20 protein-coding genes and 1 pseudogene are annotated in these 22,676 nt (G+C 68.3%); 13 read left to right on the top strand and 8 right to left on the bottom strand.

Annotation, left to right across the window (positions count from 1 at the left end; translation table 11 throughout):
- Positions 1-78: 78 nt before the first annotated feature.
- The 5 genes from ACIGKL_RS21090 (at position 79) to ACIGKL_RS21070 (ending at position 4,748) form a co-directional block, all read left to right on the top strand.
- Entirely contained in the window at positions 79-1,554 is a 1,476-nt protein-coding gene (locus ACIGKL_RS21090) for a flavin-containing monooxygenase (protein ID WP_397488379.1), read from the top strand.
- Positions 1,538-2,467 (top strand): alpha/beta hydrolase, encoded by a 930-nt coding sequence (locus ACIGKL_RS21085; RefSeq protein WP_397488378.1) that lies wholly within the window; start codon positions 1,538-1,540, stop codon positions 2,465-2,467. Before ACIGKL_RS21090 ends, ACIGKL_RS21085 begins: the two co-directional genes overlap by 17 nt.
- Positions 2,467-3,228 carry an SDR family oxidoreductase gene (locus ACIGKL_RS21080; protein ID WP_397488377.1) on the top strand — a complete coding sequence of 254 codons (762 nt, stop codon included), beginning with the start codon at positions 2,467-2,469 and terminating at the stop codon, positions 3,226-3,228. The genes ACIGKL_RS21085 and ACIGKL_RS21080 overlap by 1 nt, the downstream gene beginning before the upstream one ends.
- Before the next feature lie 364 nt (positions 3,229-3,592).
- Positions 3,593-3,937 (top strand): ribonuclease E inhibitor RraB, encoded by a 345-nt coding sequence (locus ACIGKL_RS21075; RefSeq protein ID WP_397488376.1) that lies wholly within the window; start codon positions 3,593-3,595, stop codon positions 3,935-3,937.
- 103 nt (positions 3,938-4,040) lie between these two features.
- Positions 4,041-4,748, top strand: a complete 708-nt coding sequence (locus tag ACIGKL_RS21070; protein ID WP_397488375.1) for a type 1 glutamine amidotransferase — start codon at positions 4,041-4,043, stop codon at positions 4,746-4,748.
- A gap of 294 nt (positions 4,749-5,042) precedes the next feature.
- Here ACIGKL_RS21070 and ACIGKL_RS21065 read toward each other — a convergent pair.
- Positions 5,043-5,207, bottom strand: a pseudogene (locus ACIGKL_RS21065) (DinB family protein); the annotation flags it as partial.
- Positions 5,208-5,293: 86 nt separating this feature from the next.
- On the opposite strand from ACIGKL_RS21065, the gene ACIGKL_RS21060 reads away from it, so the two are divergent.
- The gene (locus ACIGKL_RS21060) at positions 5,294-5,599 is read left to right on the top strand and encodes a hypothetical protein (protein ID WP_397488374.1); all 306 of its coding nucleotides are present in this window, start codon (positions 5,294-5,296) and stop codon (positions 5,597-5,599) included.
- 448 nt (positions 5,600-6,047) lie between these two features.
- On the opposite strand, the gene ACIGKL_RS21055 is transcribed toward ACIGKL_RS21060, so the two are convergent.
- Together ACIGKL_RS21055 and acnA are read right to left on the bottom strand one after the other, a co-directional pair.
- Positions 6,048-7,613, bottom strand: a complete 1,566-nt coding sequence (locus ACIGKL_RS21055) for a methyl-accepting chemotaxis protein (protein WP_397488373.1) — start codon at positions 7,611-7,613, stop codon at positions 6,048-6,050.
- A 143-nt stretch (positions 7,614-7,756) separates the two neighbouring features.
- Positions 7,757-10,498 (bottom strand): aconitate hydratase AcnA, encoded by a 2,742-nt coding sequence (gene acnA / locus ACIGKL_RS21050; RefSeq protein WP_397488372.1) that lies wholly within the window; start codon positions 10,496-10,498, stop codon positions 7,757-7,759.
- 192 nt (positions 10,499-10,690) lie between these two features.
- Between acnA and rlmM the strand changes: the two genes are divergently transcribed.
- Positions 10,691-11,746 carry a 23S rRNA (cytidine(2498)-2'-O)-methyltransferase RlmM gene (gene rlmM, locus ACIGKL_RS21045; protein WP_397488371.1) on the top strand — a complete coding sequence of 352 codons (1,056 nt, stop codon included), beginning with the start codon at positions 10,691-10,693 and terminating at the stop codon, positions 11,744-11,746.
- Positions 11,747-11,856: 110 nt separating this feature from the next.
- Here rlmM and ACIGKL_RS21040 read toward each other — a convergent pair whose 3' ends face one another.
- Positions 11,857-12,054, bottom strand: a complete 198-nt coding sequence (locus ACIGKL_RS21040; protein WP_397488370.1) for a hypothetical protein — start codon at positions 12,052-12,054, stop codon at positions 11,857-11,859.
- A gap of 281 nt (positions 12,055-12,335) precedes the next feature.
- Here ACIGKL_RS21040 and tusA point away from each other — a divergent pair, with 281 nt between their 5' ends.
- Positions 12,336-12,575 carry a sulfurtransferase TusA gene (gene tusA / locus ACIGKL_RS21035; protein WP_397488540.1) on the top strand — a complete coding sequence of 80 codons (240 nt, stop codon included), beginning with the start codon at positions 12,336-12,338 and terminating at the stop codon, positions 12,573-12,575.
- 110 nt (positions 12,576-12,685) lie between these two features.
- Here the strand turns inward: tusA and ACIGKL_RS21030 are convergent, their stop codons facing one another.
- Both ACIGKL_RS21030 and ACIGKL_RS21025 read right to left on the bottom strand, forming a co-directional pair.
- A complete protein-coding gene (locus tag ACIGKL_RS21030; RefSeq protein WP_397488369.1) occupies positions 12,686-13,753 on the bottom strand; it encodes a DUF3080 domain-containing protein in 1,068 nt (355 codons plus the stop codon).
- 36 nt (positions 13,754-13,789) lie between these two features.
- Positions 13,790-15,163 carry an MATE family efflux transporter gene (locus ACIGKL_RS21025; protein ID WP_397488368.1) on the bottom strand — a complete coding sequence of 458 codons (1,374 nt, stop codon included), beginning with the start codon at positions 15,161-15,163 and terminating at the stop codon, positions 13,790-13,792.
- A gap of 149 nt (positions 15,164-15,312) precedes the next feature.
- Between ACIGKL_RS21025 and pdxB the strand changes: the two genes are divergently transcribed.
- From pdxB to ACIGKL_RS21010, 3 genes are all read left to right on the top strand, one after another.
- Positions 15,313-16,446, top strand: coding sequence for a 4-phosphoerythronate dehydrogenase PdxB (gene pdxB, locus ACIGKL_RS21020; protein ID WP_397488367.1), 1,134 nt, complete (start codon positions 15,313-15,315; stop codon positions 16,444-16,446).
- Positions 16,447-16,887: 441 nt separating this feature from the next.
- Positions 16,888-17,373: a glutathione peroxidase gene (locus ACIGKL_RS21015; protein ID WP_397488366.1), complete on the top strand. Its 486-nt coding sequence runs from the start codon at positions 16,888-16,890 to the stop codon at positions 17,371-17,373.
- Positions 17,370-17,828, top strand: a complete 459-nt coding sequence (locus ACIGKL_RS21010) for a MarR family winged helix-turn-helix transcriptional regulator (protein WP_021444510.1) — start codon at positions 17,370-17,372, stop codon at positions 17,826-17,828. Before ACIGKL_RS21015 ends, ACIGKL_RS21010 begins: the two co-directional genes overlap by 4 nt.
- 205 nt (positions 17,829-18,033) lie before the next feature.
- Here ACIGKL_RS21010 and ACIGKL_RS21005 read toward each other — a convergent pair whose 3' ends face one another.
- A complete protein-coding gene (locus tag ACIGKL_RS21005) occupies positions 18,034-20,355 on the bottom strand; it encodes a response regulator (protein WP_397488365.1) in 2,322 nt (773 codons plus the stop codon).
- Between the two features lie 106 nt (positions 20,356-20,461).
- Between ACIGKL_RS21005 and ACIGKL_RS21000 the strand changes: the two genes are divergently transcribed.
- Positions 20,462-21,352, top strand: coding sequence for an ATP-binding protein (locus ACIGKL_RS21000; RefSeq protein ID WP_397488364.1), 891 nt, complete (start codon positions 20,462-20,464; stop codon positions 21,350-21,352).
- Entirely contained in the window at positions 21,349-21,831 is a 483-nt protein-coding gene (locus tag ACIGKL_RS20995; RefSeq protein ID WP_397488363.1) for a GAF domain-containing protein, read from the top strand. The genes ACIGKL_RS21000 and ACIGKL_RS20995 overlap by 4 nt, the downstream gene beginning before the upstream one ends.
- A 158-nt stretch (positions 21,832-21,989) precedes the next feature.
- Here ACIGKL_RS20995 and ACIGKL_RS20990 read toward each other — a convergent pair whose 3' ends face one another.
- The gene (locus tag ACIGKL_RS20990) at positions 21,990-22,649 is read right to left on the bottom strand and encodes a glutathione S-transferase family protein (protein WP_397488362.1); all 660 of its coding nucleotides are present in this window, start codon (positions 22,647-22,649) and stop codon (positions 21,990-21,992) included.
- Positions 22,650-22,676 lie beyond the last annotated feature (27 nt).

Raw genomic sequence — 22,676 nt, 5'->3', positions numbered from 1 at the left:
TGACCGACTATGCCATAACCGGCGGTGCTCGGCGCAAGTAGCATCCATTCATCGCCATCACTGGTCGGGGAGACCACAATGCATAACAACCCCCGTACGAACGCGCCCTGGCGCGTGCTGATTATCGGCAGCGGTTTCGCCGGCCTGGGCCTGGCCATGCAGCTGCGCAAGGCCGGCCAGGACGACTTCCTGATCCTGGAAAAGGCCGAGGAGGTCGGCGGCACCTGGCGCGACAACCATTACCCCGGCGCCGCCTGCGACGTGCCTTCGCACCTCTATTCCTTTTCCTTCGAGGCCAAGCACGACTGGTCGCGCAAGTACCCGCCGCAGGCGGAAATCCATGCCTATATCCTGCAGTGCGTGGACAAGTACCGGCTGCGCCCGCAGATCCGCCTCAACGCCGAGGTGCAGGGCGCCGAGTTCGACGCCGCGCGCGGGCTGTGGCGGGTCGAGCTGGTCGGCGGCGAATGCCTGGAGACCCAGGCGCTGGTCAGCGCCTGCGGCCAGCTCAACCGCCCGGCCTATCCGCAGTTGCCGGGGCTGGAGCGCTTTCGCGGCGAGTCCTTCCATTCGGCGCGCTGGCGGCATGACCTGGACCTGACCGGCAAGCGCGTGGCGGTGATCGGCACCGGCGCCTCGGCGATCCAGTTCGTCCCGCAGATCCAGCCGCAAGTGGCGCAGCTGAGCCTGTTCCAGCGCTCGGCGGCCTACGTGCTGGCCAAGCCGGATCGCGCCTACCGCGCCTGGGAAATCGCCCTGATGCGCCGCGTGCCGCTGCTGCAGCGGGTCGACCGCCTGCTCAAGTACCTGCACCACGAGGTGCGCGCGTTGGCTTTCGTCAGCCTGCCCTGGCTGATGCGCCTGCTGCGCGGCCGCTTCACCCGCCACCTGGCGCGGCAGATGCCCGATGCCGGCAAGCGCGCGCAGTTGCAGCCGGACTACCCCATGGGCTGCAAGCGCATCCTGATCAGCAACGACTACTACCCGGCGCTGGCCCAGGCCAACGTCGAGATCGTCGACTCGCCGATCCGCGCGGTGCGCGAGCATGCGCTGGTCAGCGCCGATGGCCGCGAGCATCCCTGCGACGTGCTGATCTACGGCACCGGCTTCACCGCCAGCGATTTCCTCGCGCCGATGCGCATTCGCGGCCTGGGCGGGGTGGAGCTGAACCAGGTCTGGAAGGATGGCGCCGAGGCCTACAAGGGCATCAGCGTCAGCGGCTTTCCCAACCTGTTCCTGCTCTACGGGCCCAATACCAACCTGGGGCACAACTCCATCCTCTATATGCTGGAGAGCCAGTACCCCTACGTGCTCGGTTGCCTGCAGGCGCTGCGCGAGCAGGGGCTACGCTACCTGGACCTGCGGCCCGAGGTGCAGCGGCGCTATAACCAGCGCCTGCAGCACCTCACCCGCCGAACGATATGGGCGCAGGGCTGCAGCAGCTGGTATCAGAACGCCTCCGGCAAGCACACCAACAACTGGCCGGGCTACACCTTCACCTACCGCCACCTGACCCGCACCCCGGAGCTTGCCGACTATGACTGCGTCCGCTGATTTCACCGCACCAGCCGCCGAGCAGATAATTTTGCGCCGCGTGCTGCGCGGCTTCCTGCGCCTGCTGTTTCGCGGCCTGGTGCGCCCGCCGATGCCGATAGCCGGGCAGCGCCTGGTGTTGCGCCTGCTCACCGCCACCACCCTGACCCCGCGCGGAGTCACGCGCAGCGCCGCGACCCTCGGCGGGCGGCCCTGCGAATGGCATCGGCCGCCGGCCAGCAGCGGCAACGTGCTGCTCTACCTGCACGGCGGCGCCTTCATGATCGGCGGGCCGGCGACCCATCGCGGCATCTGCGCGAGCCTGGCCAAGCGCGGCGGCCTGGACGTCTGCGCGCTGGACTACCGCCTGGCGCCGGAGCATCCCTATCCGGCGGCGCGCGACGACGTGGTGGCGGCCTACCGCGCGTTGCTGGACGCCGGTTACCGGCCCGAGCAGGTCGCCATCGGCGGCGATTCGGCCGGCGGTAACCTGAGCCTGGTCGGCAGCCTGCGCATCGATGAGCTGGGCCTGCCGGCGCCGGCGGCGCTGGTGTGCTTCTCGCCGGCCACCGATTTCACCGGCGAACGGATGCACCAGCCGCCGGCCGGCGACCCGCTGATCCATCCCCGCTGGATCGAACAGGCCGCCGAGCTGTATTGCCCGGCCGATCTGCCGCGCGGCGACCCCGGCCTGTCGCCGCTGTTCGCCGATCTCAGCCGCCTGCCGCCGACGCTGATCCAGGTCGGCGAGGACGAGCTGTTGCTGGGTGACAGCCTGCGCCTGGCCGAGCGCGCCCAGGCCGCCGGCGCCAGTGTGCGCCTGGAGCGTTATCCGGGGCTGTGGCACGTGTTCCAGGCCCATGTCGGCATGCTGCGCGCGGCGGACTACGCCATCGCCCGGGTGGCGGCCTTCCTCCGCGAACGGGGGCTGTGATGGATAACATCCTCATCAGCGGCGCCGCCTCGGGCATCGGCGCGGCCACCGCGCGGCTGTTCCACGCCCGCGGCTGGCGGGTCGGCCTGATCGACGTCGACGCCAAGGCCCTGGCCGCGCTGGCGGCCGAACTGGGCGGGGTCTGGCACGCCGAGCTGGACGTGGTCGACGCCGGCGCGGTCAAGGCCGCCCTGGCCGACTTCTGCGCCCTGCACGACGGCCAGCTGCGCCTGCTGTTCAACGGCGCCGGCATCCTGCGTACCGGCGCCTTCGAGACCATCGAACTGGAGCAGCACACGCGCCTGCTGCAGATCAACCTGCTCGGCGTGCTCAACCTCAGCCATGCCGCCTTCGCCTACCTCAAGGCCACGCCCGGCGCGCAGGTGATCAACATGGGCTCGGCCTCGGCGGTGTACGGCGTGCCGCAGCTGGCCAGCTACTCGGCCAGCAAGTTCGCCGTGCGCGGCCTGACCGAGGCGCTGGAGCTGGAATGGCGCGCCCATGGCATCCGCGTCGGCGACCTGATGCCGCCGTTCGTCAACACGCCGATGGTCGCCAGCCAGGGCGAACCGCCGCCGGTGATGCGCCGCCTCGGCGTGCGTCTGCAGGCCGAGCAGATCGCCGAGGCGGCCTGGCAACAAGCCCAGGGCGCCGCGGTGCACCGCCCGGTGGGCCTGCAGTTCCGCCTGCTCTACGCATTGGGGCAGATCACCCCGGGCTGGATCAATAGAGCGATCATGGCCTGGCTCAGCCGTTCTTAGCGCAGAATCATTGGCGCTCTAGCGGGCGCCGTGCGCACCGCCAGCGTTGACAATGGTGCGCACGGCGGGCCAGCCGCCGCTTGAGACGGCTCGCCGACGCCCGGGCTGGCCAATGGCCGCCGGTCGCCGGCTTTGTCACAAGGCCTTTCCGTTGCAGGCGAATCCGGCGGCCAGCGGCTACCCTGCAAAGGACGGTTTTCAGCCTGGTGTCCTGCCGGGCAGTCGTCGATGCGCGTCAACAGACACATCAAGCAGCCTGCTTGATTCTCGGGGCGGCGCCGCCAAGGTGCCGCGACACCGCCGCAGTTGGGCGGTCGCAATGGGAAAGCGGTCAATCCATCCATCGCCTGAGAGGAGGTCGTTTATGAGCACAGCCTTCCACGAAGACGCCAGCACCTCGGTGCTGCGCCGGATGAAAGAAGGGGGGTTCGACTTCGCCCAGTTTCACCCGATCGAGTTCTACGCCATCTTTCCCGATGAGGAGCGGGCCCGCATGGCAGCCAGGAATTTTCGCGGCGAGTCGCTCAACGCCCAGGTTTCCGCCCGCGAGGACGGCGCCTGGCACCTGCAGATCAGCAAAGTGATGTACGCCACCCATGCCGGTATCGGCGCGTTCGAACATGACCTGGAGTCCATCGTCCTGCCCCTGGGCGGCACGCTGGACGGCTGGGGCGTTACCCAGGAGGTGAAGGCGTCCGCTGCCCGTTAGGGCATTGTCTCGACAGTCCATCGGCCGGCCCGCGTGGCCGGTCGATGGCGCCAACCGTCAGCGCGCCTCGACTTGCCCGAGGCCATCGCGCAGACTGCGCGGCATGGCCGACATCCTGATCCTCACCCATATCGACTATTGCCCGCCTGCTCACCTGGCGCGGGTGCTGCAAGCGCGTGGCTGCGCCTTCGAGGTGCTGCGCGCCGACCTCGGCGAGCTGCGTGGCTACGACCTGGAGCGGCCCAGGGCGGTCGCGGTGATGGGCGGGCCGATGAGCGTCAACGACCCGCTGCCCTGGATCGCCGAGGAAGTGGCGGCGCTGCAGCGCTTTATCGCCCGCGACATTCCCATCGTCGGCCACTGCCTGGGCGGCCAACTGCTGGCCAAGGCCCTGGGCGCCGGTATCAGCCGCATGCCTTACACCGAAGCCGGCTGGCAGGCCATGCAGCGCCGCAGCGCGGCGGCGGACAGCCCCTGGCTGGCGCACCTACCCGAGCACTTCAGCATCTTCCAGTGGCACGGCGACACCTTTGCCCTGCCAGCGGGGGCGCAACCGCTGCTGGGCAGCCGCTGGTGCGACAACCAGGCCTTCGCCTGGGGCGACAAGGTGCTGGCCCTGCAGGGCCACCCGGAAATGACCGAAGAGCTGGTCGAGCTCTGGCTCGACGACTGGGCCCACCTGCTCGACGCCAGCCAGCCCAGCCAGCAGAGCATCGCCGCGATGCGCGACAACCTGGGCGACAAGGTGCGGGCGCTGAACCAGGTGGCCGAGGGCTTCTACGCGCACTGGCTGAAGCTGGCCGGGCTCTGAGTTCGAACCCTCTGCAGAGCGGATCGCGAGCCGCTGGGCGATGCTCCGATCCCGCTGGTGTAGGTGCGAATTTATTGGCTATGTCTGCGTTAAGTGCAAAGGCTCGTAGGGTGGGCTTTAGCCCACCAATGGCGGAAAAGCGGATCGCCGCCCGGCCCACCTTGCAAGGCGCCCGAGCCTTGCCTGGCGCACCTGGCCACAGCTAACAGGGACATGGCCAATTTGTTCGCGATAAATCGACTTGCCCTCCGCTGCTCATCGCGTGCGAACGACCGTTGAGCCCAGACAAGATCTCTATTCCGGCTCATCTGCAATCAAGGCCAGCAGATCGGTCACCCCGATATCCACGCCCGCCTGCGACAGCAGCGTGCTGGCCTGGCAGCGGTGGTGGGGCTGGTGGTTGAACAGGTGCATCAGCAGGGCGAAGAACTTCTTCCGCGACTCGACGCCCTTCATATGCACGCCAGGTGCATTCGGCGAGGTCGTGCTATACCCAACGACTGGGTGACATCCTATGGACCTGCCTGTCAGAGGGAGCGACGCAAATGCCATATTTCGTATACAACTTGGACGGTACTTCATCGCGAAAGTGTCAGTGCTCAAGCCTGCCAAAGACCTGGCTCGGTCACTGGCAGAGAGGAACCAACAAACCACTGCCGGCCAAGTGCGTGGCCAAGGGCTGCGGAAGGCTCGTCGAGGTCGGGGCGCATGTTCGCGATGACGATGACAAGCGCATCGTCTGGATCGTGCCGTTCTGCCAATACCACAACAAACGCCCAAGCAGCGAGCCCATCGAACTTAAAGATGATGTAACGCTTTGTGGCGGCTCGATGTCGATCGATTGCGCATAGCCCGGATATGCAAGGCGTCGGCTGGGGCGATTCAATATCGATTGTTCGGCCCCCGCTGCGCGAGTTACAGAATGGCCAGGACAAGGCCCGACGCAAGGCCGGACAGGGACACGCTGAGATAGTCGTCATTCCCGCGCAGGCGGGACAGCAGCTTTATCGCTGAACAGCGTTTGCGCTGGCCCGAAGGGGGATAATCCAGTACCTCCGTCGCACCTGGGCTCCCGCCTTCGCGGGAGTGACGGTAAATGCTCTGTGCAGAACTTCCACAGATGAATGCGGCCGCGCTGGCGGCGGGATTGAAAAAGCTATTGCTCACTACTTGTGGGGCGATTCAGGGCGCGGGAAGCAGGGAGGCGAGGCGGGGAGGATCGCGAGCAAGCTCGCTTCTACGGGGGGCGGCGGGACGGCAAGGAAGGCGCAACGGTTGGCCCGCCGCGCCTTTTGCGTTTTAGCGGTTGAAGCGTTCGACCAGGGCGTACTGGCCCTGGGCGGTGCCGGTGAGGGCTTCGCTGAGTTTGGCGGTGCTTTGCGCTTCGCCCGCGGTCTGGTCGGCCAGTTGGGCGATGGTGGTGATGTTCTGGTTGATCTCGTCGGCCACGGCGCTCTGTTCCTCGGCGGCGGCGGCGATCTGGTTGGCCATGTCGGCGATATTGGCCACCGCGTCGCTGATGCCGGCCAGGGCCTGGTCGGCCTGGAGCACGCGCTCGACGCCTTCGTCGGCCTGTTTGCGGCCGATTTCCATGGTCATCACCGCTTCTTCGGCGGTGCGCTGCAGTTTGGCGATCAGGGCGTGGATCTGACCGGTGGATTCGGCGGTGCGCTGGGCCAGCGAGCGTACTTCGTCGGCCACCACGGCGAAGCCGCGGCCCATTTCGCCGGCGCGGGCGGCTTCGATGGCGGCGTTGAGGGCGAGCAGGTTGGTCTGGTCGGCGATGCCCTTGATCACGTCGACCACGCCGCCGATCTCGTTGCTGTCCTGGGCCAGGCGGGTGACGGTTTCGCCGGTGTCGCCCACCGATTGCGACAGGCGCTGGATGGCTTCGCGGGTTTCCGCGGCGATGCCGCGGCCTTCGCCGGTGAGGCGGTTGGCCTCTTGGGTGGCGATGGCGGTGCGCGCCACGTTGCTGGCCACCTCCAGGGTGGTGGCGGCCATTTCGTTGACCGCGGTGGCGACCTGTTCGGTTTCCTGGCGCTGGCGCTCCAGGCCGGCGGAGCTGTTGTGCGCCAGCTTGTCGGCCTCGCGGGCCTGCTGGGTGAGCTGTTCGGCGGTGTCCTGCAGGCGCGTCAGGCAGGTCTTCAGGCGCGCTTCCTGGCTGAGCATGGCCATTTCCAGGCGCGCTTCGGCGCCGCGGCTGTCGGTGTACATCTGCGCGATCAGTGGGTCGGAGGTGGTCTGCTCGGCCAGGCGCAGCAGGCGCTTGACGCCGCGGGTCTGCCAGGCGATGCCGGCCAGGCCCAGGGGGATGGAGAGCAGGGCGGCGAGGGCGAAGCCCCAACCGCTGCCGAGCCAGTGACCGATCAGGAAACCGATCTGGCTGACCAGGATGAACGGCAGCCAGGCCTGCATCACCGGCAGCCAGGCATCGCGTTTGGGAATGGCGGTCTTGCCGGCATTGACCCGCGCGTAGAGGGCTTCGGCGCGGCGCACCTGTTCGGCGCTGGGTTTGACCCGCACCGATTCGTAGCCGACCACCTGGTTGTTCTCGGTCATCGGCGTGACGTAGGCGTTGACCCAGTAATGGTCGCCGTTCTTGCTGCGGTTCTTGACGATGCCCATCCACGGCCGGCCCTTTTTCAGGGTGCTCCACATGTGCTCGAACACCGCCGACGGCACGTCGGGGTGGCGCACGATGTTGTGCGGCGCGCGCAGCAGTTCCTCGCGGGAGAAACCGCTGATCTCGACGAAGGCGTCGTTGCAGTAGGTGATCTGGCCCTTGAGGTCGGTGGTGGAGATCAGGCGCTGCTGCGCAGGAAAGGTGCGCTCGCGCTGAGTGACCGGTTGGTTATTACGCATGGCAGGTATCCGTCGTTGTAATGCCCTCTGCATCGGCCGCGAAGCGGCGAAGTTGAGGGAGAAAACCGTGGCGCGCAGTGTAAACGGATTTTGCCTGGCGTCACGGTTTCGTCGCGACTCGGGCCGTCCCTGGCCCGCTCGTTTCAGTTGGCGATCATCTGCCGCAGCACATGATGCAGGATGCCGCCGGCCTTGAAGTATTCCACCTCGTTCAAGGTGTCGATGCGGCACAGCAGTTCGACCTCCTCGCGCTGGCCGTTTTCGCGGACGATGGCCAGCGACAGCGGCATGTGCGGGTGCAGTTCGACGCCGTCGAGGCCGTGGATACCGAGCTTTTCGCGGCCGGTCAGGCCCAGGGTCTTGCGGTCGCAGCCGGGCTTGAACTGCAGCGGCAGCACGCCCATGCCCACCAGGTTGGAGCGGTGGATGCGCTCGAAGCTTTCGGCGATCACCGCCTTGACCCCTAGCAGGTTGGTGCCCTTGGCCGCCCAGTCGCGGCTCGAGCCGGTGCCGTATTCCTTGCCGGCGATCACCACCAGCGGGGTGCCCGCTTCCTGGTAGCGCATGGCCGCGTCATAGATCGACAGCTTGTCGCCACTGGGAATATGCAGGGTGTTGCCGCCTTCCTCGCCACCGAGCATCTCGTTCCTGATGCGGATATTGGCGAAGGTGCCGCGCATCATCACCTCATGGTTGCCGCGGCGCGAGCCGTAGGAGTTGAAGTCCGCGGGCGCCACGCCTTGTTCGCGCAGGTAGCGCCCGGCCGGGCTGTCGGCCTTGATGTTGCCGGCCGGCGAGATGTGGTCGGTGGTCACCGAGTCGCCGAGCAGGGCGAGGATGCGCGCCTCATGGATATCGCCGATATGCGGCGGATCGCCGGCGATGTCCTCGAAGAACGGCGGGTGCTGGATATAGGTGGAGTCCGCCTGCCAGACATAGGTGTCGGCCTGCGGCACCTCGATGGCCTGCCACTGCGCGTCGCCGGCGAACACCTCGGCGTATTCCTTGCGGAACATGGCGGTGTCGACCTTGGCGATGGCCTCGGCGATCTCGGCCTGGCTCGGCCAGATGTCCCTGAGGTAGACCGGCGCGCCGTCTTTGCCGGTGCCCAGCGGCTCCTGGCTGAGGTCGAGACGCACGCTGCCGGCCAGGGCGTAGGCCACCACCAGCGGCGGCGAGGCCAGCCAGTTGGTCTTCACCAGCGGGTGCACGCGGCCCTCGAAGTTGCGGTTGCCGGACAGCACCGAGGCGACGCTCAGGTCGGCCTGGGCGATGGCCTGTTCGATCGGCTCGCGCAGCGGCCCGGAGTTGCCGATGCAGGTGGTGCAGCCATAGCCGACCAGGTCGAAGCCGAGTTTTTCCAGATAGGGCGTCAGGCCCGCGGCGGCGAAGTATTCGGTGACCACCTTGGAGCCGGGTGCCAGCGAACTCTTGACCCAGGGCTTGCGCTGCAGGCCTTTGTCCACGGCCTTCTTGGCCAGCAGGCCGGCGGCCATCATCACGCTGGGGTTGGAGGTGTTGGTGCAGGAGGTGATGGCGGCGATCACCACCGCGCCGTTCTTCAGGCGGTAGGTCTGGCCGTCGTCTTCATAATCCACCTCGTCGCCGTGCTGGCCACTGCCGACGGCCGTGCCGCCACCGCCTTCGTTGAGTAGGCGGCCGTTCTCCTTGGCCGTGGGTTTGAGCTGTAGGCCGAGGAAATCGTCGAAGGCCTGGGCGACCTGACCGAGGGCGACGCGGTCCTGCGGGCGTTTCGGCCCGGCCAGACTGGCTTCGACGCTGCCCAGATCCAGGCTCAGGCTGCCTGAGAACAGCGGCTCGGCGCCGGGCTCGCGCCACAGACCCTGGGCCTTGCAGTAGGCCTCCACCAGTTGCACGGTGGCCTCCGGGCGGCCGGACAGGCGCAGGTAGCCGAGGGTGATGGCGTCCACCGGGAAGAAACCGCAGGTCGCGCCGTATTCCGGCGCCATGTTGGCGATGGTGGCGCGGTCGGCCAGCGGCAGGTCGGCCAGGCCGTCGCCGTAGAACTCGACGAATTTGCCCACCACGCCCTTGCTGCGCAGCATCTGGGTGACGGTGAGCACCAGATCGGTGGCGGTGATGCCTTCCTTGAGCTTGCCGCTGAGCTTGAAGCCGATCACCTCGGGAATCAGCATCGACACCGGCTGGCCGAGCATGGCGGCTTCCGCCTCGATGCCGCCGACGCCCCAGCCGAGCACGCCGAGGCCGTTGATCATGGTGGTGTGCGAGTCGGTGCCGACCAGGGTGTCGGGGAAGGCGAGGGTGACGCCGTCTTCCTCCTTGGTCCATACGGTGCGCGCCAGGTATTCGAGGTTGACCTGGTGGCAGATGCCGGTGCCCGGCGGCACCACGCTGAAGTTGGCGAAGGCGTGCTGGCCCCAGCGCAGGAAGGCGTAGCGCTCGCCGTTGCGCTGCATCTCCAGCTCGACGTTGGCGTGGAAGGCGCTGGCGGAGGCGTAGCGGTCGACCATCACCGAGTGGTCGATGACCAGGTCCACCGGCGACAGCGGGTTGATCCGTTGCGGGTTGCCGCCGGCCTTGGCCATGGCGTCGCGCATGGCGGCGAGGTCGACCACCGCCGGCACGCCGGTGAAGTCCTGCATCAGCACCCGCGCCGGGCGGAACTGGATCTCGCGCTCGGAGCCGCGCTTGTCCAGCCAGTCGGCCATCGCCTGCAGGTCGGCGGCGCTGACGGTGTGGCCGTCTTCGCAGCGCAGCAGGTTTTCCAGCAGCACCTTGAGCGACTTGGGCAGGCGGTCGATGTTGCCGAGGCGCTGGGCCGCCTCGGGCAGGCTGAAGTAGTGGTAGGTGGCGCCGCCGACTTTCAGTTCGCGGCGGCAGTTCAGGCTGTCGAGGGAGGGCATTGCACTTCTCCTTGAGGCCCGCACGGTCGGGCCGTTTCTGATGACTGCAGAGGGTTCAAGCTAGTTGCGCTTGGGCGGTCTGGCCAGCGCCGTTGGGGGATTGGCTGCTGGCGATCTGCCTAGCACTGGACAGGAAGGTGGCGTCCGCGGTTCCCGCCTCGGGTATCATGCGCGGCCCAAGGAGACGTCCCGATGAATACCCTGTTTTTCCATTGCCGCCCCGGTTTCGAAGGCGAGGTCTGCGCCGAGATCGCCGAGCTGGCCGCGCGTCTGGACGTGGCCGGCTACTCCAAGGCCAAGCCCGGCGGCGCCTGCGCCGAATTTATCTGCCACGAGGCGCAAGACAGCGCGCGCTTGATGCGCAGCGTGCGCTTCAACAGCCTGATCTTTCCGCGCCAGTGGGCCCGCGGCGCCTTCGTCAGCCTGCCGGAGAGCGAGCGCATCGGCGTGCTGCTCAAGGCCCTGGCCGACTACCCGCAGTGCGGCAGCCTGTGGCTGGAAGTGGTGGACACCAACGAGGGCAAGGAGCTGTCGACCTTCTGCAAGAAGTTCGAGGCGCCGCTGCGCAAGGCCCTGCGGGGCGCCGGCAAGCTGGTGGACGACGCCAGCAAGCCGCGCCTGCTGCTGACCTTCAAGAGCGGCCGCGAGGTGTTCGCCGGCATCGCCGAGGCGGACAACCAGGCGATGTGGCCGATGGGTATTCCGCGGCTTAAGTTCCCCCGCGAGGCACCGAGCCGCTCGACGCTCAAACTGGAGGAGGCCTGGCACCACTTCATCCCGCGCCAGCAGTGGGATCAGCGCCTGGCCCCGGGCATGACCGCGGTGGACCTGGGTGCCGCGCCGGGAGGCTGGACCTGGCAGCTGGTCAACCGGGAAATCCGTGTCACCGCGGTGGACAACGGGCCGATGGCCGAGAGCTTGATGTATTCGGGGTTCGTCGTGCACCAGCGCGCCGATGGTTTCCTGTTCCGCCCGCGCCATCCGGTGCACTGGATGGTCTGCGACATAGTCGAGAAGCCGGCGCGCACGGCGGCGTTGATCGAGACCTGGCTGGGCGAGGGGCTGTGCCGCGAGGCGGTGGTCAACCTCAAGTTGCCGATGAAGCAGCGCTACGCCGAGGTGCGCCGCCTGCTCGAGCGCATCGAGGCGGGGCTGGCGGAGCGCGGCATGAAGGTCGGCATCGGTTGCAAGCAGCTGTATCACGATCGCGAGGAAGTCACCTGCCATCTGCGCCGGTTGGGCAAGTAGCGGCGGTATCCCGCTGGGCCTCGTAGGCTGCGCCCTGCGTACCAGGGGCGCGCGACCTGGGCAGCCCTGCGGCATCCTTGGATCAGGCGGTGATTCCCAGGCTGCAGCCATCACTCGGCTTCCGGGGGCTTTTCGGCCTCCGGCCCTTGCGCCCTGATCCAGTAGCTCTGCTTGTGCCCGCGTGCCTCGAAGGTGCGCGCCAGCGCTTCGGCAGCGGCGCGCTCGAGGCCGTCGCGGACGACGAACTCGTTGCCGTTGTCGTCCAGGCGGATCAGACACCAGAGCTGCGACAGTTGGCGATCGGGCATGGGCGGGGCCTCGGCTGCTTCCCCATAGGTTAGCCCGGCGCCGCGGCGTCGGGCCGGTATTCAACCGAGCCCGGGCAAACGCCCGGCTCGGGCTCCCGCGGCGCTCCGGGCTCCGCCCGGAACTGGCGTGCGGGCTGTCCCTAACCCGCCGGAGCGCAGGCACTGTGCCGCAGATGCCGGGCAGGCGCCGCCCATCCAAGGTTGTGCGGGCAAGGTGACCTGGAGGTCAGCTTTGCGCGACAATGCGCGCCTACCAGTGGAGCCCCCTTATGTCCGATGCCTTGACCCTGTCCCACGACGATCTGCTCGATGCCAGCGGCTTGAACTGCCCCGAGCCGGTGATGATGCTGCACAACAAGGTGCGCGACCTGCAACCCGGCGGCCTGCTCAAGGTGGTGGCCACCGACCCCTCGACCCGTCGCGACATTCCCAAGTTCTGCGTGTTCCTCGGCCACGAGCTGCTCGGCCAGGCCGAGGAGGACGGCACCTACCTGTACTGGATCCGCAAGAAGGCGCAATAGCTAGCGTCCGCGGACATTCGTAGGTGTCGCGGGGCCGTCCAGGCCGTACACAGCATCTGTTGCCCGGGTTTGTGATCGGTGATCCTCGGTGCGCACGGCGTACGAAGCCGCTACCTGTCGTCTGGCGTTCCGCTCCAGCCCGCTTGCCCCGGCGCCAGTCCGCAGCTGTTCAGCAGCGTCTGCCAGGCCTTGACGTGTCGCGTGGTGGCGGCGCGGAAATCCATCCACAGCGAGTCCCGTTCGCCGGCCAGGCGCTCCAGATAGGTGCCTGTCGCCGGCGGTATGCCTTCGATGCCCTGCAACTGGCGCAGCGCCGCCTGCCATTGCTGGCCGCGCTGGTCGACGGCGGCCAGGTAGGGCTGCAGGCCGCCGGCGTAGAACTTGACGAAGATGTTCTGCAGGATGCGCCCGCGCGGCGTCGCCTGGCCCAGCGGGCATAGCGGCCGGCGTTGCTGGCGTTGCTCGAGCAGCTCGCTGGCGGCGTCGAGGCTGTGGCGCAGGCTGGCCAGGCTGGTGATCAGCTGGCCGCCCTGGTCGCTGGCGTAGAGCGCGAAGAACAGCGGCTCCAGCCGTTCGGCAGGCGGCGGCAGGCGCTGCGGCAGGCCGGCGCCGATGACCGCCAGTTGCTCCAGGGCATCCAGCGCGGCGCCGTCCTCGGCGAAGGCGACGGGCAGCGCCTGGTCGGCGAAGCGCAGGTAGCGTTCGACCTCGCGGCTGCCGTTGAGGGCATTCCAGAATACCGCCGGCAGTTGGCCGCGCTTGTCGGCGGCCAGGCGCTGCAGGGTGGTCTTCAGGCCGGCGTCGTCTTGCAGGTGCGGCAGGCAGTCGTCGATGGCGCGCAGCAGGTCACCCTCGTAACCCAGGCGCTGGCTGGGCACCAGCTGCTTGCCCAGGCTGCTGTTGCGCTGGCTGATCAGCTGCTGCAGGTGCGGGCAGCGCCGCGCGTCGAGCACCAGATCGAGCAGGCCGATACGCAGCTCGGGCAGCGCCAGCAGGCGTTCGCGTCGCGGCGGCAGGCGGTACTGGCTGGCGCTGCGGCTGTCGAAGGCGACGAAACCGTCGCTCTCCAGCGCCCGATCCAGGCGCTGGAGGTAGTCGGCCTGCAGCGCCAGGCCGTTATCGGCCGGACCGCAGGCGGCGAGCAGCAGTGGGCAGAGGAGCAGGGCGAGTCGCTTCATGCCGCCAGTGTATGGCCTCGGCGCGCCGGGTTCGACTCAGGCCGTCGCACGAATCCGTTTGCGCGCGCTGCGTGCCAGGCGCACCGCCAGCATCAGCGCGGCGCAGGTCAGGCCGACCACCAGGCCCTGCCACAGCCCGCTGGGACCGCTGGGTTCGCCCAGCCAGTCGGAGAGCCCCAGCGCATAGCCCACCGGCAGGCCGATGCCCCAGTAGGCGAACAGCGTCAGCAACATGGTGATGCGCGTGTCCTGGTAGCCGCGCAGGGCGCCGGCGGCGGTGACCTGAATGGCGTCGGAGAACTGGAACAGCGCCGAATAGACGATCAGCGTCGCCGCCACCGCGATCACCGCCTGGTCCGGGGTGTAGATCTGCGCGATCTGCTCGCGTAGCAGGAGCATCAGGCTGGCCGACAGGCAGGCATAGCCCAGCGCCGCGCCCATGCTCACCCCGGCGGTGAAGCGCGCCTCGCGCGGCTGGCCGCGGCCCAGCGCCTGGCCGACCCGCACGGTGGCGGCCATGCCCAGCGAGTAGGGGATCATGAACACCATGGAGCTGAAGTTCAGGGCGATCTGGTGGCCGGCGACCACGGTGGCGCCGAGGCCGCCGATCAGCAGGGCGATCACCGCGAAGATGCTCGATTCGGCGAATACCGCCACGCCGATCGGCACGCCGATGGCCAGCAGGCGCTTGATCACCGCCCACTGCGGCCGCTCGAAGCGGGCGAACAGCGCGCTGGGGCGGTAGTAGGGCGCCCACTTCACCCAGACCAGCATGCCGATCAGCATAAAGCCCATCACCAGCGCCGTGGCCCAGCCGCAGCCGACGCCGCCCATGGCCGGCAGGCCGAACTTGCCGTAGATGAAGATGTAGTTGGCCGGGATGTTCAGCAGCAGGCCGAGGATGCCCAGCACCATGCTCGGCCGGGTGTGGCCGAGGCCGTCGCTGAAGCAGCGCAGCACGTGGTACAGCGCCACCGCCGGGAAACCGCAGGCCACCGCGCGCAGGTAGCCCATGGCCGGGGTGATCAGCGCCGGCTCGATGCCCATGTAGCGCAGGATGAACTCGGCGTTCCACAACAGCGCCGCGGCGCCGCCGCCGACCACCAGGGCCAGCCATAGCGCCTGGCGCACCAGCGGGCCGATGGCTGCCTCCTCGCCGGCACCGAAGCGCTGCGCCACCTTGGGCGTGGTGGCCAGGAGGATGCCGGTCATCAGCAGGAACACCGGTACCCAGATGGAGTTGCCCAGCGCCACGGCGGCCAGGTCCTGCGGGCTGACCCGCCCGGCCATCAGGGTGTCGACGAAGCCCATGGCGGTGTGCGCCAGCTGGGCGATGATGATCGGCGTGGCCAGGACGAGCAGGCTGCGCAGCTCCGTGCGCACGCGCCCCAGGCGGTTCTCGGCAGACATGAGGGTTCTTCGGTTGGGCGGAAAACCGCGTAGTCTACGCCCTGACGCCTTGGTCAGGAAAGCGCGCCGTGCCGCTCTGCGCGGCGGCATGCGGGGCGACGCTGGCGCCGCGCTGGCATAGAATGGCGGCCTGACCCGCGGAGCCCGCCATGCATATAGTCGCCGACGAAAACATCCCCCTGCTCGACGAGTTCTTCGCCGCCTTCGGCAGCATCCGCCGGCTGCCCGGCCGGGCCATCGCGGCGGCCGATGTGCGCGACGCCGACCTGCTGCTGGTGCGCTCGGTGACCCGCGTCGACCGCGCGCTGCTGGAAGGCAGTCGCGTGCGTTTCGTCGGTACCTGCACCATCGGCACCGATCACCTGGATCTCGACTACTTCGCCGCAGCCGGCATCGCCTGGAGCAGCGCGCCGGGCTGCAACGCCCGCGGCGTGGTGGACTACGTGCTGGGCAGCGTGCTGTGCCTGGCCGAGCGCGAAGGCGTCGACCCGGCCGCGCGGGTCTATGGCGTGGTTGGCGCCGGGCAGGTCGGCGGGCGCCTGGTCGAGCTGCTGCGCGGCCTGGGCTGGCAGGTGTTGGTGTGCGACCCGCCGCGGCAGGCCGCCGAGGGCGGCGATTTCGTCGACCTCGAGCGGATCGTCGCCGAGTGCGAGGTGATCAGCCTGCATACGCCGCTGGACGCCGGCACCCGCCATCTGTTCGATGCCGCGCGTCTGGCGGCGCTCAAGCCCGGCGCCTGGCTGATCAACGCCAGCCGCGGCGCGGTGGTGGACAACGCCGCGCTGCGTCAGCTGCTGCCGCAGCGGCCGGATCTCAAGGCGGTGCTCGACGTCTGGGAAGGCGAGCCGCAGGCCGACGTCGAACTGGCCGCGCTGTGTCAGCTGGCCACCCCGCATATCGCCGGCTACAGCCTGGACGGCAAGCTGCGCGGCACGGCGCAGATCTACCAGGCCTGCTGCCGCGCCCTCGGCCTGCCCGAACAGGTGCGTCTGGCCGACTTGCTGCCGGCGCCCTGGCTGAGCGAGGTGACGCTGGACGGCACTGCCGACCCGGCCTGGGCGCTGGCTGCCCTGTGCCGCGCGGTGTACGACCCGCGCCGCGACGATGCGGATTTCCGCCGCAGCCTTATCGGCGACGCCGAGGCACGCCGCGCCGGCTTCGACCGCCTGCGCAAGCACTACCCGATGCGCCGCGAACTCGACGGCCTGCGCGTACGCCTGCAGGGGGCTGAAGCCCCGCAGTTGGCCGGATTGGTGCGGGCGTTGGGGGCGACGGTGGCGTAGGGTGGGTGAGCCGCCTGACGCGTTTGTGGATCAGTCATCTGTGCTTGATGCGGCGTAACCCACCATTGGAGTAACGCGATCCATCGCCCGGTGGGCTACGCGGCGCGCTGAGTTCATCTGCGTATGGCAGTCTGGCATTCGGCGCCGCTAACCCACCCTACGGGATTGCGTGTATCCCTCTACCTTTGTGCGCATCGACGCCACCGTCTTGTAGGGTGGGTTAGCCGCTTGTCACACTTGTCGATCAGTTCGCTAAGCCAGGTGCGGCGTAACCCAGCATCGATCCAGCGCAACCCATCGCCTGTTGGGTTACGCGGCGCCGCTAGCCGCCTTACGGATAGTGCGATATCTGCATGACTTATTCTTCGTCAATTGAATTGCATGCAATTTAATTGCTCGCTACTTTGTTCGTCACTTCAAGCCCATTCAGGACGATTCCCCATGAGCAACGCGCTTTTCGATATCCCGGTCACCACCATCAAGGGCGAGCAGAAGACCCTGGCCGATTTCGGCGGCAAGGCCGTGCTGGTGGTCAACACCGCCAGCAAGTGCGGCTTCACCCCGCAGTACAAGGGCCTGGAAAGCATCTGGCAGCAGTACAAGGACCAGGGCCTGGTGGTGCTGGGCTTTCCCTGCAACCAGTTCGGCAAGCAGGAGCCGGGCGACGAGGGGGCGATCTCCGAGTTCTGCGAGCTGAACTTCGGCGTCAGCTTCCCGCTGTTCAAGAAGGTCGACGTCAATGGCGCCGATGCCCATCCGCTGTTCGTCCAGCTGAAGCAGCGTGCCCCCGGCCTGCTCGGCAGTCAGGGCATCAAGTGGAACTTCACCAAGTTCCTGATCGGCCAGGACGGTCAGGTGATCAAGCGCTTCGCCCCGACCACCAAGCCGGAGGAGCTCTCCAGCGAAATCGAAGCCCTGCTCAAATGACCGCTTTCGATAGCGCCCAACTGCAGCTGGACAACCAGCTGTGCTTCAAGCTCTACGCCGCCTCGCGTGCGGTGATCCGCGCCTACAAGCCGATGCTCGACGCGCTGGGCCTGACCTACCCGCAGTACCTGGCGATGCTGGTGCTCTGGGAATGGCAGGCGCAGGCGCCCGAGCAGCCGACGCTGAAGGCCCTGGGCCAGCGCCTGCAGCTGGACTCCGGCACCCTCACGCCGCTGCTCAAGCGTCTGGAGCAGATGGGCCTGGTGCAGCGCCGCCGCGCTGCACACGACGAGCGCGAGGTGCACCTGGCGTTGAGCGAGGCGGGCAGGGCGTTGCAGGCGCGGGTGGCGCCGCTCAAGGCGCAGCTGCTGTGCCAGTTCGGCGGCGAGGAGCTGGCCGAGCTGGACGGCTTGCGCCAGCGCCTGGATCGTCTGCTGAGCCGGCTCGGCACCTAGGGTGTGGCGGGGCCTCCCAGGTCGTGCGCACCGGGATTGCCCCGGTTTCGGCGGTGCGCGCGGCGCACCCTACGGGATGTCGGCGCGTCCTCGTGTAGGGTGCGCCGTGCGCACCGGGATTGCCTCGGTTTCGGCGGTGCGCGCGGCGCACCCTACGGGATGTCGGCGCGTCCTCGTGTAGGGTGCGCCGTGCGCACCAGCCGGTTTAACGGCTGACCGCGGCCGGCAACCAGGTATCGAGCAGGGCGGCCAGCTCCTCGCGGCGGAAGGGCTTGGCCAGGTAGTCGCTCATGCCGGCGGCGCGGCAGCGTTCGCGCTCGTCGGACAGCGCATTGGCGGTCAGCGCGACGATCGGCAGGTCCGGCCAGCGGCCGTTGCGGCGAATCCGCCGGCTGGCCTCATAGCCGTCCATCACCGGCATGTTGCAGTCCATCAGCACCAGGTCGACGGCCTCGCGCTCCAATAGGTCCAGCGCTTCGCCGCCATGCCCGGCGACCAGCACCTGGCAGCCCAGCTTGGCCAGCATGCCCTTGGCCACCAGCTGGTTGACCGGGTTGTCCTCCACCAGCAGCACCCGCGCCGAGCGCTCGCTCGGCGCCTGGATATGGGGCGTATCACCGACGTTCGGCGCATCGCTGTGGAGGATATGGCGGAGCATCTGCAGCAGGCCGGCGCGCGCCAGCGGGCGGGCGATCTGCTGCAGTGGGGCGAGGCGCTGGGCCTGATCGCCGGGCAGGAAGTTGCCGTAGGCGGTGACCAGCAGCACCGGGGTGTTCACGGCCTGACGCAGGCCGAGCAGGCATTCCGGGCAGTCGCTGATCAGCAGGTCGGCGTCCTCGCCGAGCAGGCTGGCGTCGGTGTCCAGACGCCGGTAGTGCAGGCCCCAGACCGGCAGCCACTGGGCGAGCAGCTGCTGCAGGCCGCTGCTGGCCGGGGTCAGGGCGACGATGCGGCCACGCAGGGGCGGTGACGCCGCCGCCTCGGCATGCGCCGGCAGCGGCAGCTCGGCGCAGAACTCGCTGCCGAAACCTTCCTTCGATTGCAGGTCGAGGCTGCCGTGCATGGCCTCGCACAGGCGGCGGGTCAGCGCCAGGCCGAGGCCGGTGCCGCCGTATTCGCGGGTGATGCCCACTTCGGCCTGGGCGAAGGGCTGGAAGATGCGCGCCTGGGCGTCCTCGGCGATGCCGATGCCGGTGTCGCGCACGCGGATGCGCACGCCGTCCATAGTGCGCGCCACCTGCAGGTCGACGCGGCCGAAGCGGGTGAACTTCAGCGCGTTGGACAGCAGGTTGCTGACGATCTGCCGTACCCGGGTCGGGTCGCCGATGACCTGGGCGGGCAGTGCGGGATCGATCAGGCAGGTCAGCTCCACCGCGCCGGCGGCGTTCTGCGACAGCAGGCTGGCGGTCTCCTCGACCAGCACGCCGAGGTCGAAGGGAATCTGCTCCAGTTCAAGCTGGCCGGCCTCGAACTTGGACAGGTCGAGGATGTCGTTGAGCAGTTCCACCAGCACCTTGCCGGAATCGTGGGCGATGCCCAGCTGCTGGCGCTGCTCGGCGCTGAGCGGGCCGTCCAGGGCCAGGGCGAGCATGCCCAGCAGGCCGTTGAGCGGGGTGCGGATCTCGTGGCTCATGTTGGCGAGGAAGGCCGAGCGGGCCTGGGCCATGTTCAGCGCGGTGGTGCGCGCCTGCTCCAGCTCGCGGTTGGACTGGCTGAGGCGGGCGTTGGTGGCCTTGAGCTCGGCGGTGCGCGCCGAGACGATGTTCTCCAGTTCGGCCAGGTACTGGGTCAGACGGTCCTCGGCGTTGCGTCGCTGCTCGATCTCCTGGGCGATGCTCGACAGCTGGCGGTTGGTCACCTCGACCAGGGTGCCGATCTCGTCGCGTTCGTGGCCCTTGGGGCAGGGCACCGGTCGATGCTGCGGGGCCTGCGGGTTGCGCTCGCTGAGCGCGCGGATGACCCCCACCAGCGGTTTGGTCAACATGAAGTAGAACAGCACCAGGAGGATCAGCGACAGCAGCAGGCTGCGGGCGAAGCCGGTCAGCAGGGTCAGCAGCGAGCGACGCAGGAAGTGGCTGCCGAAGGCGTAGGTGTCCACTTCCAGGCGCAGCACGCCGAGTGCTTCGTTGGGCGCGTGGGCGACATGGAGCGGATCCTGGAACTGGCGCTGGGCGCCGAACAGGCTGTCGCTGAACACCCGGTAGCGGCTCTCGCTGCGCGGACGGCTGACGCTGGCCAGCACCAGGCCGCTGTTGTCGATCAGTTCGGCGCGGGTCACCGCCGGCGAGCGCAGCAGGCCGAGTACCAGTTCCTGGGCCAGTTCGGCGTCGATGTTGTAGGCAATACGGGCGGCGGGGTTGTGGCTGATTTCCAGCAGTGCGCGAATCTCGCGGTTGATGGAGGCGTCTTCGCTGGCATAATCGATCGCCACCTGGGTGACGCTGAGCAACGTGCCGAGGATAAACGCCACCAGCACGGTCAGGCCGGCCTGTCGGAACGACAGGCGATGGGTGAGCGAGATATCCATGGCGGCGGGCGTGGTCTCTGATCCGTGGCGCCTGCCAAGCATAGCCGATAGCGGCACCGGACCGGCAGAGCCCGCAGCGTGCGGCCCTGCGCAAAAGGAGTAGAGCGTGGATTCCCGATTGCAGAGCTTTCTGGCGCGTGCCGAGCAGGTACTGGCGCGCCTCGAACCGCTGTTGCCCGCGGTGCGGGCGGAACTGGACTGGAACCGGAGCCTGGCCGCGCGCTGGCAGCGCGACGGCCGCAGCGGTTTCCTGCAGCCCCTCGCGGTCAGCCTCGACCTCGGCCTGCACGACCTGATCGGCATCGACGCCCAGCGCGAGCAGCTGGCGCGCAACACTCGCCAGTTCGTCGCCGGCCTGCCGGCCAACCACGCGCTGCTGTGGGGCGCGCGCGGCACCGGCAAGTCGTCGCTGGTGCGCGCGCTGCTGGCCGAGCACGCGGCGGCCGGCCTGCGCCTGATCGAGATTGAGCGCGATCACCTGGCCGACCTGCCGCGGGTGGTGGAGCAGCTGGCACGCCTGCCGCAGCGTTTCGTGCTGTTCTGCGACGACCTCTCGTTCGAGGCCGGCGAGGGCGATTACCGGGTGCTCAAGAGCGTGCTCGACGGCTCGCTGGAGCGCGCGCCGGACAACGTGCTGCTGTACGCCACCTCCAACCGCCGGCACCTGATGCCGGAGAAGCAGAGCGACAACGAGAACTGGCAGATGGTCGACGGCGAGCTGCACCCCAACGAGGCGGTGGAGGACAAGATCGCCCTGTCCGACCGTTTCGGCCTGTGGCTGTCGTTCTACCCCTTCAGCCAGGAACACTACTTAGGCGTGGTGCGCCACTGGGTCGAAGTGCAGGCGGCGTCGGCCGGCCTGCGCTGGCAATGGAGCGAGGCGCTGGAGAAGGCTGCGATCCGCTGGGCCCTGGGTCGCGGCAACCGCAACGGCCGCTGCGCCTTTCAATTCGCCCGGCATTGGGTCGGGCTGCAACTCTTGGAGCAAGACGCATGATCGACCTTTCCCAGACCGGCTCCGGACTGGACGGCTACCCCCTGTTGGCGGCGCAGCTCGAAGCGCTGCTCGCCGGCGAGCGCGACTTCATCGCCAACGCCGCGCAGTTTTCCGCCTTCCTGTTCCACGAACTGGCCGACCTGAACTGGGCCGGGTTCTACCTGGCCCAGGGCGAGCAACTGGTGCTTGGCCCCTTCCAGGGCAAGGTGGCCTGCGTGCGCATTCCCTTCGGGCGCGGCGTGTGCGGCGCGGCGGCGGCGAGCCGGCAGACCCAGCGGGTGGAGGACGTGCACGCCTTCGCCGGGCATATCGCCTGCGACAGCGCGTCGAACAGCGAGTTGGTGGTGCCGCTGCTCAAGGACGGCCGGCTGATCGGCGTGCTGGATCTGGACAGCCCGCTGACCGGGCGTTTCAGCGAGGTCGATCAGGCCGGCATCGAGGCGCTGGCGGCGATCTTTCTGGCGGCGAGCGACTGCTGAGCCGTTCGTCCGTCGTCTCGTAATTGTCGGCGATAGCGGTGCGCACGGCGTACGGGTCTTGCGAATCTCGATAGTCGTGCGGCGTAGGGTGCGCCGTGCGCACCAGCGATAGACCTTGCGGGAGTCGTAGGGTGGACAAGGCGAAGCTTCTTCGCCGATCAACGAGCGCCGATCTTCTCCAGGGTGCGCAGTTCACGCGGCAGCAGCTGCTGCACCGAGGCGCGCGCCTTGATCCGTGCGTAGTGCGCCGCCAGGTGCGGCCAGCGCGCGGCATCCAGCGTCTCGCCGCCGTGCTGCATATTGATCAGCTGGCAGGCGAGGGCGAGGTCGGCCATCGACAGGCGCTCGCCGACGAAGAACTCGGCCTTGCCCAGAACCCCTTCCAGGTAGTCGAAATGCCCCGGCAACTTGTCGTGCAGCGCGGCCTGCACCTTGGCCTCGTCGCAGGGCTGGCCCAGGCTGGGTTTCAGCGTGCGGTTGCGGAACACGCCGAAGGTGCACTGCGGGGCGAGTTCGTAGTCGGCGTACTTTTCCAGCCAGCGCACCTGGGCGCGCTGCGCCGCGCCTTCGCCGTACAGAGCCAGGCGTTCGGGGTAACGCTCCTCCAGGTACTGGCAGATCACGCTGGAGTCGGCCAGGGTCAGCTCGCCGTCGCGAAACGCCGGGATGCGCCCCAGTGGATTGAGTTCGCGGTACCAGTCGGGCTGGCCGAACGGGGTGACGATCTCCAGCTGGTAGTCCAGGCCCTTTTCCAGCAGGCACAGGCAGAGTTTGCGGACGAAGGGGGAGAGCGGCGCTCCGTAGACGGTCAGGCTCATCGAAGTTCCTTATGGGCTGTGGCGGAT

It is taken from the genome of Pseudomonas sp. NPDC077186 (genome assembly GCF_044543505.1).
Lineage (GTDB): Bacteria > Pseudomonadota > Gammaproteobacteria > Pseudomonadales > Pseudomonadaceae > Aquipseudomonas.
The sequence above is the reverse complement of the archived record's forward strand: the minus strand, read 5'-3'. Positions and strand labels throughout refer to the sequence as shown.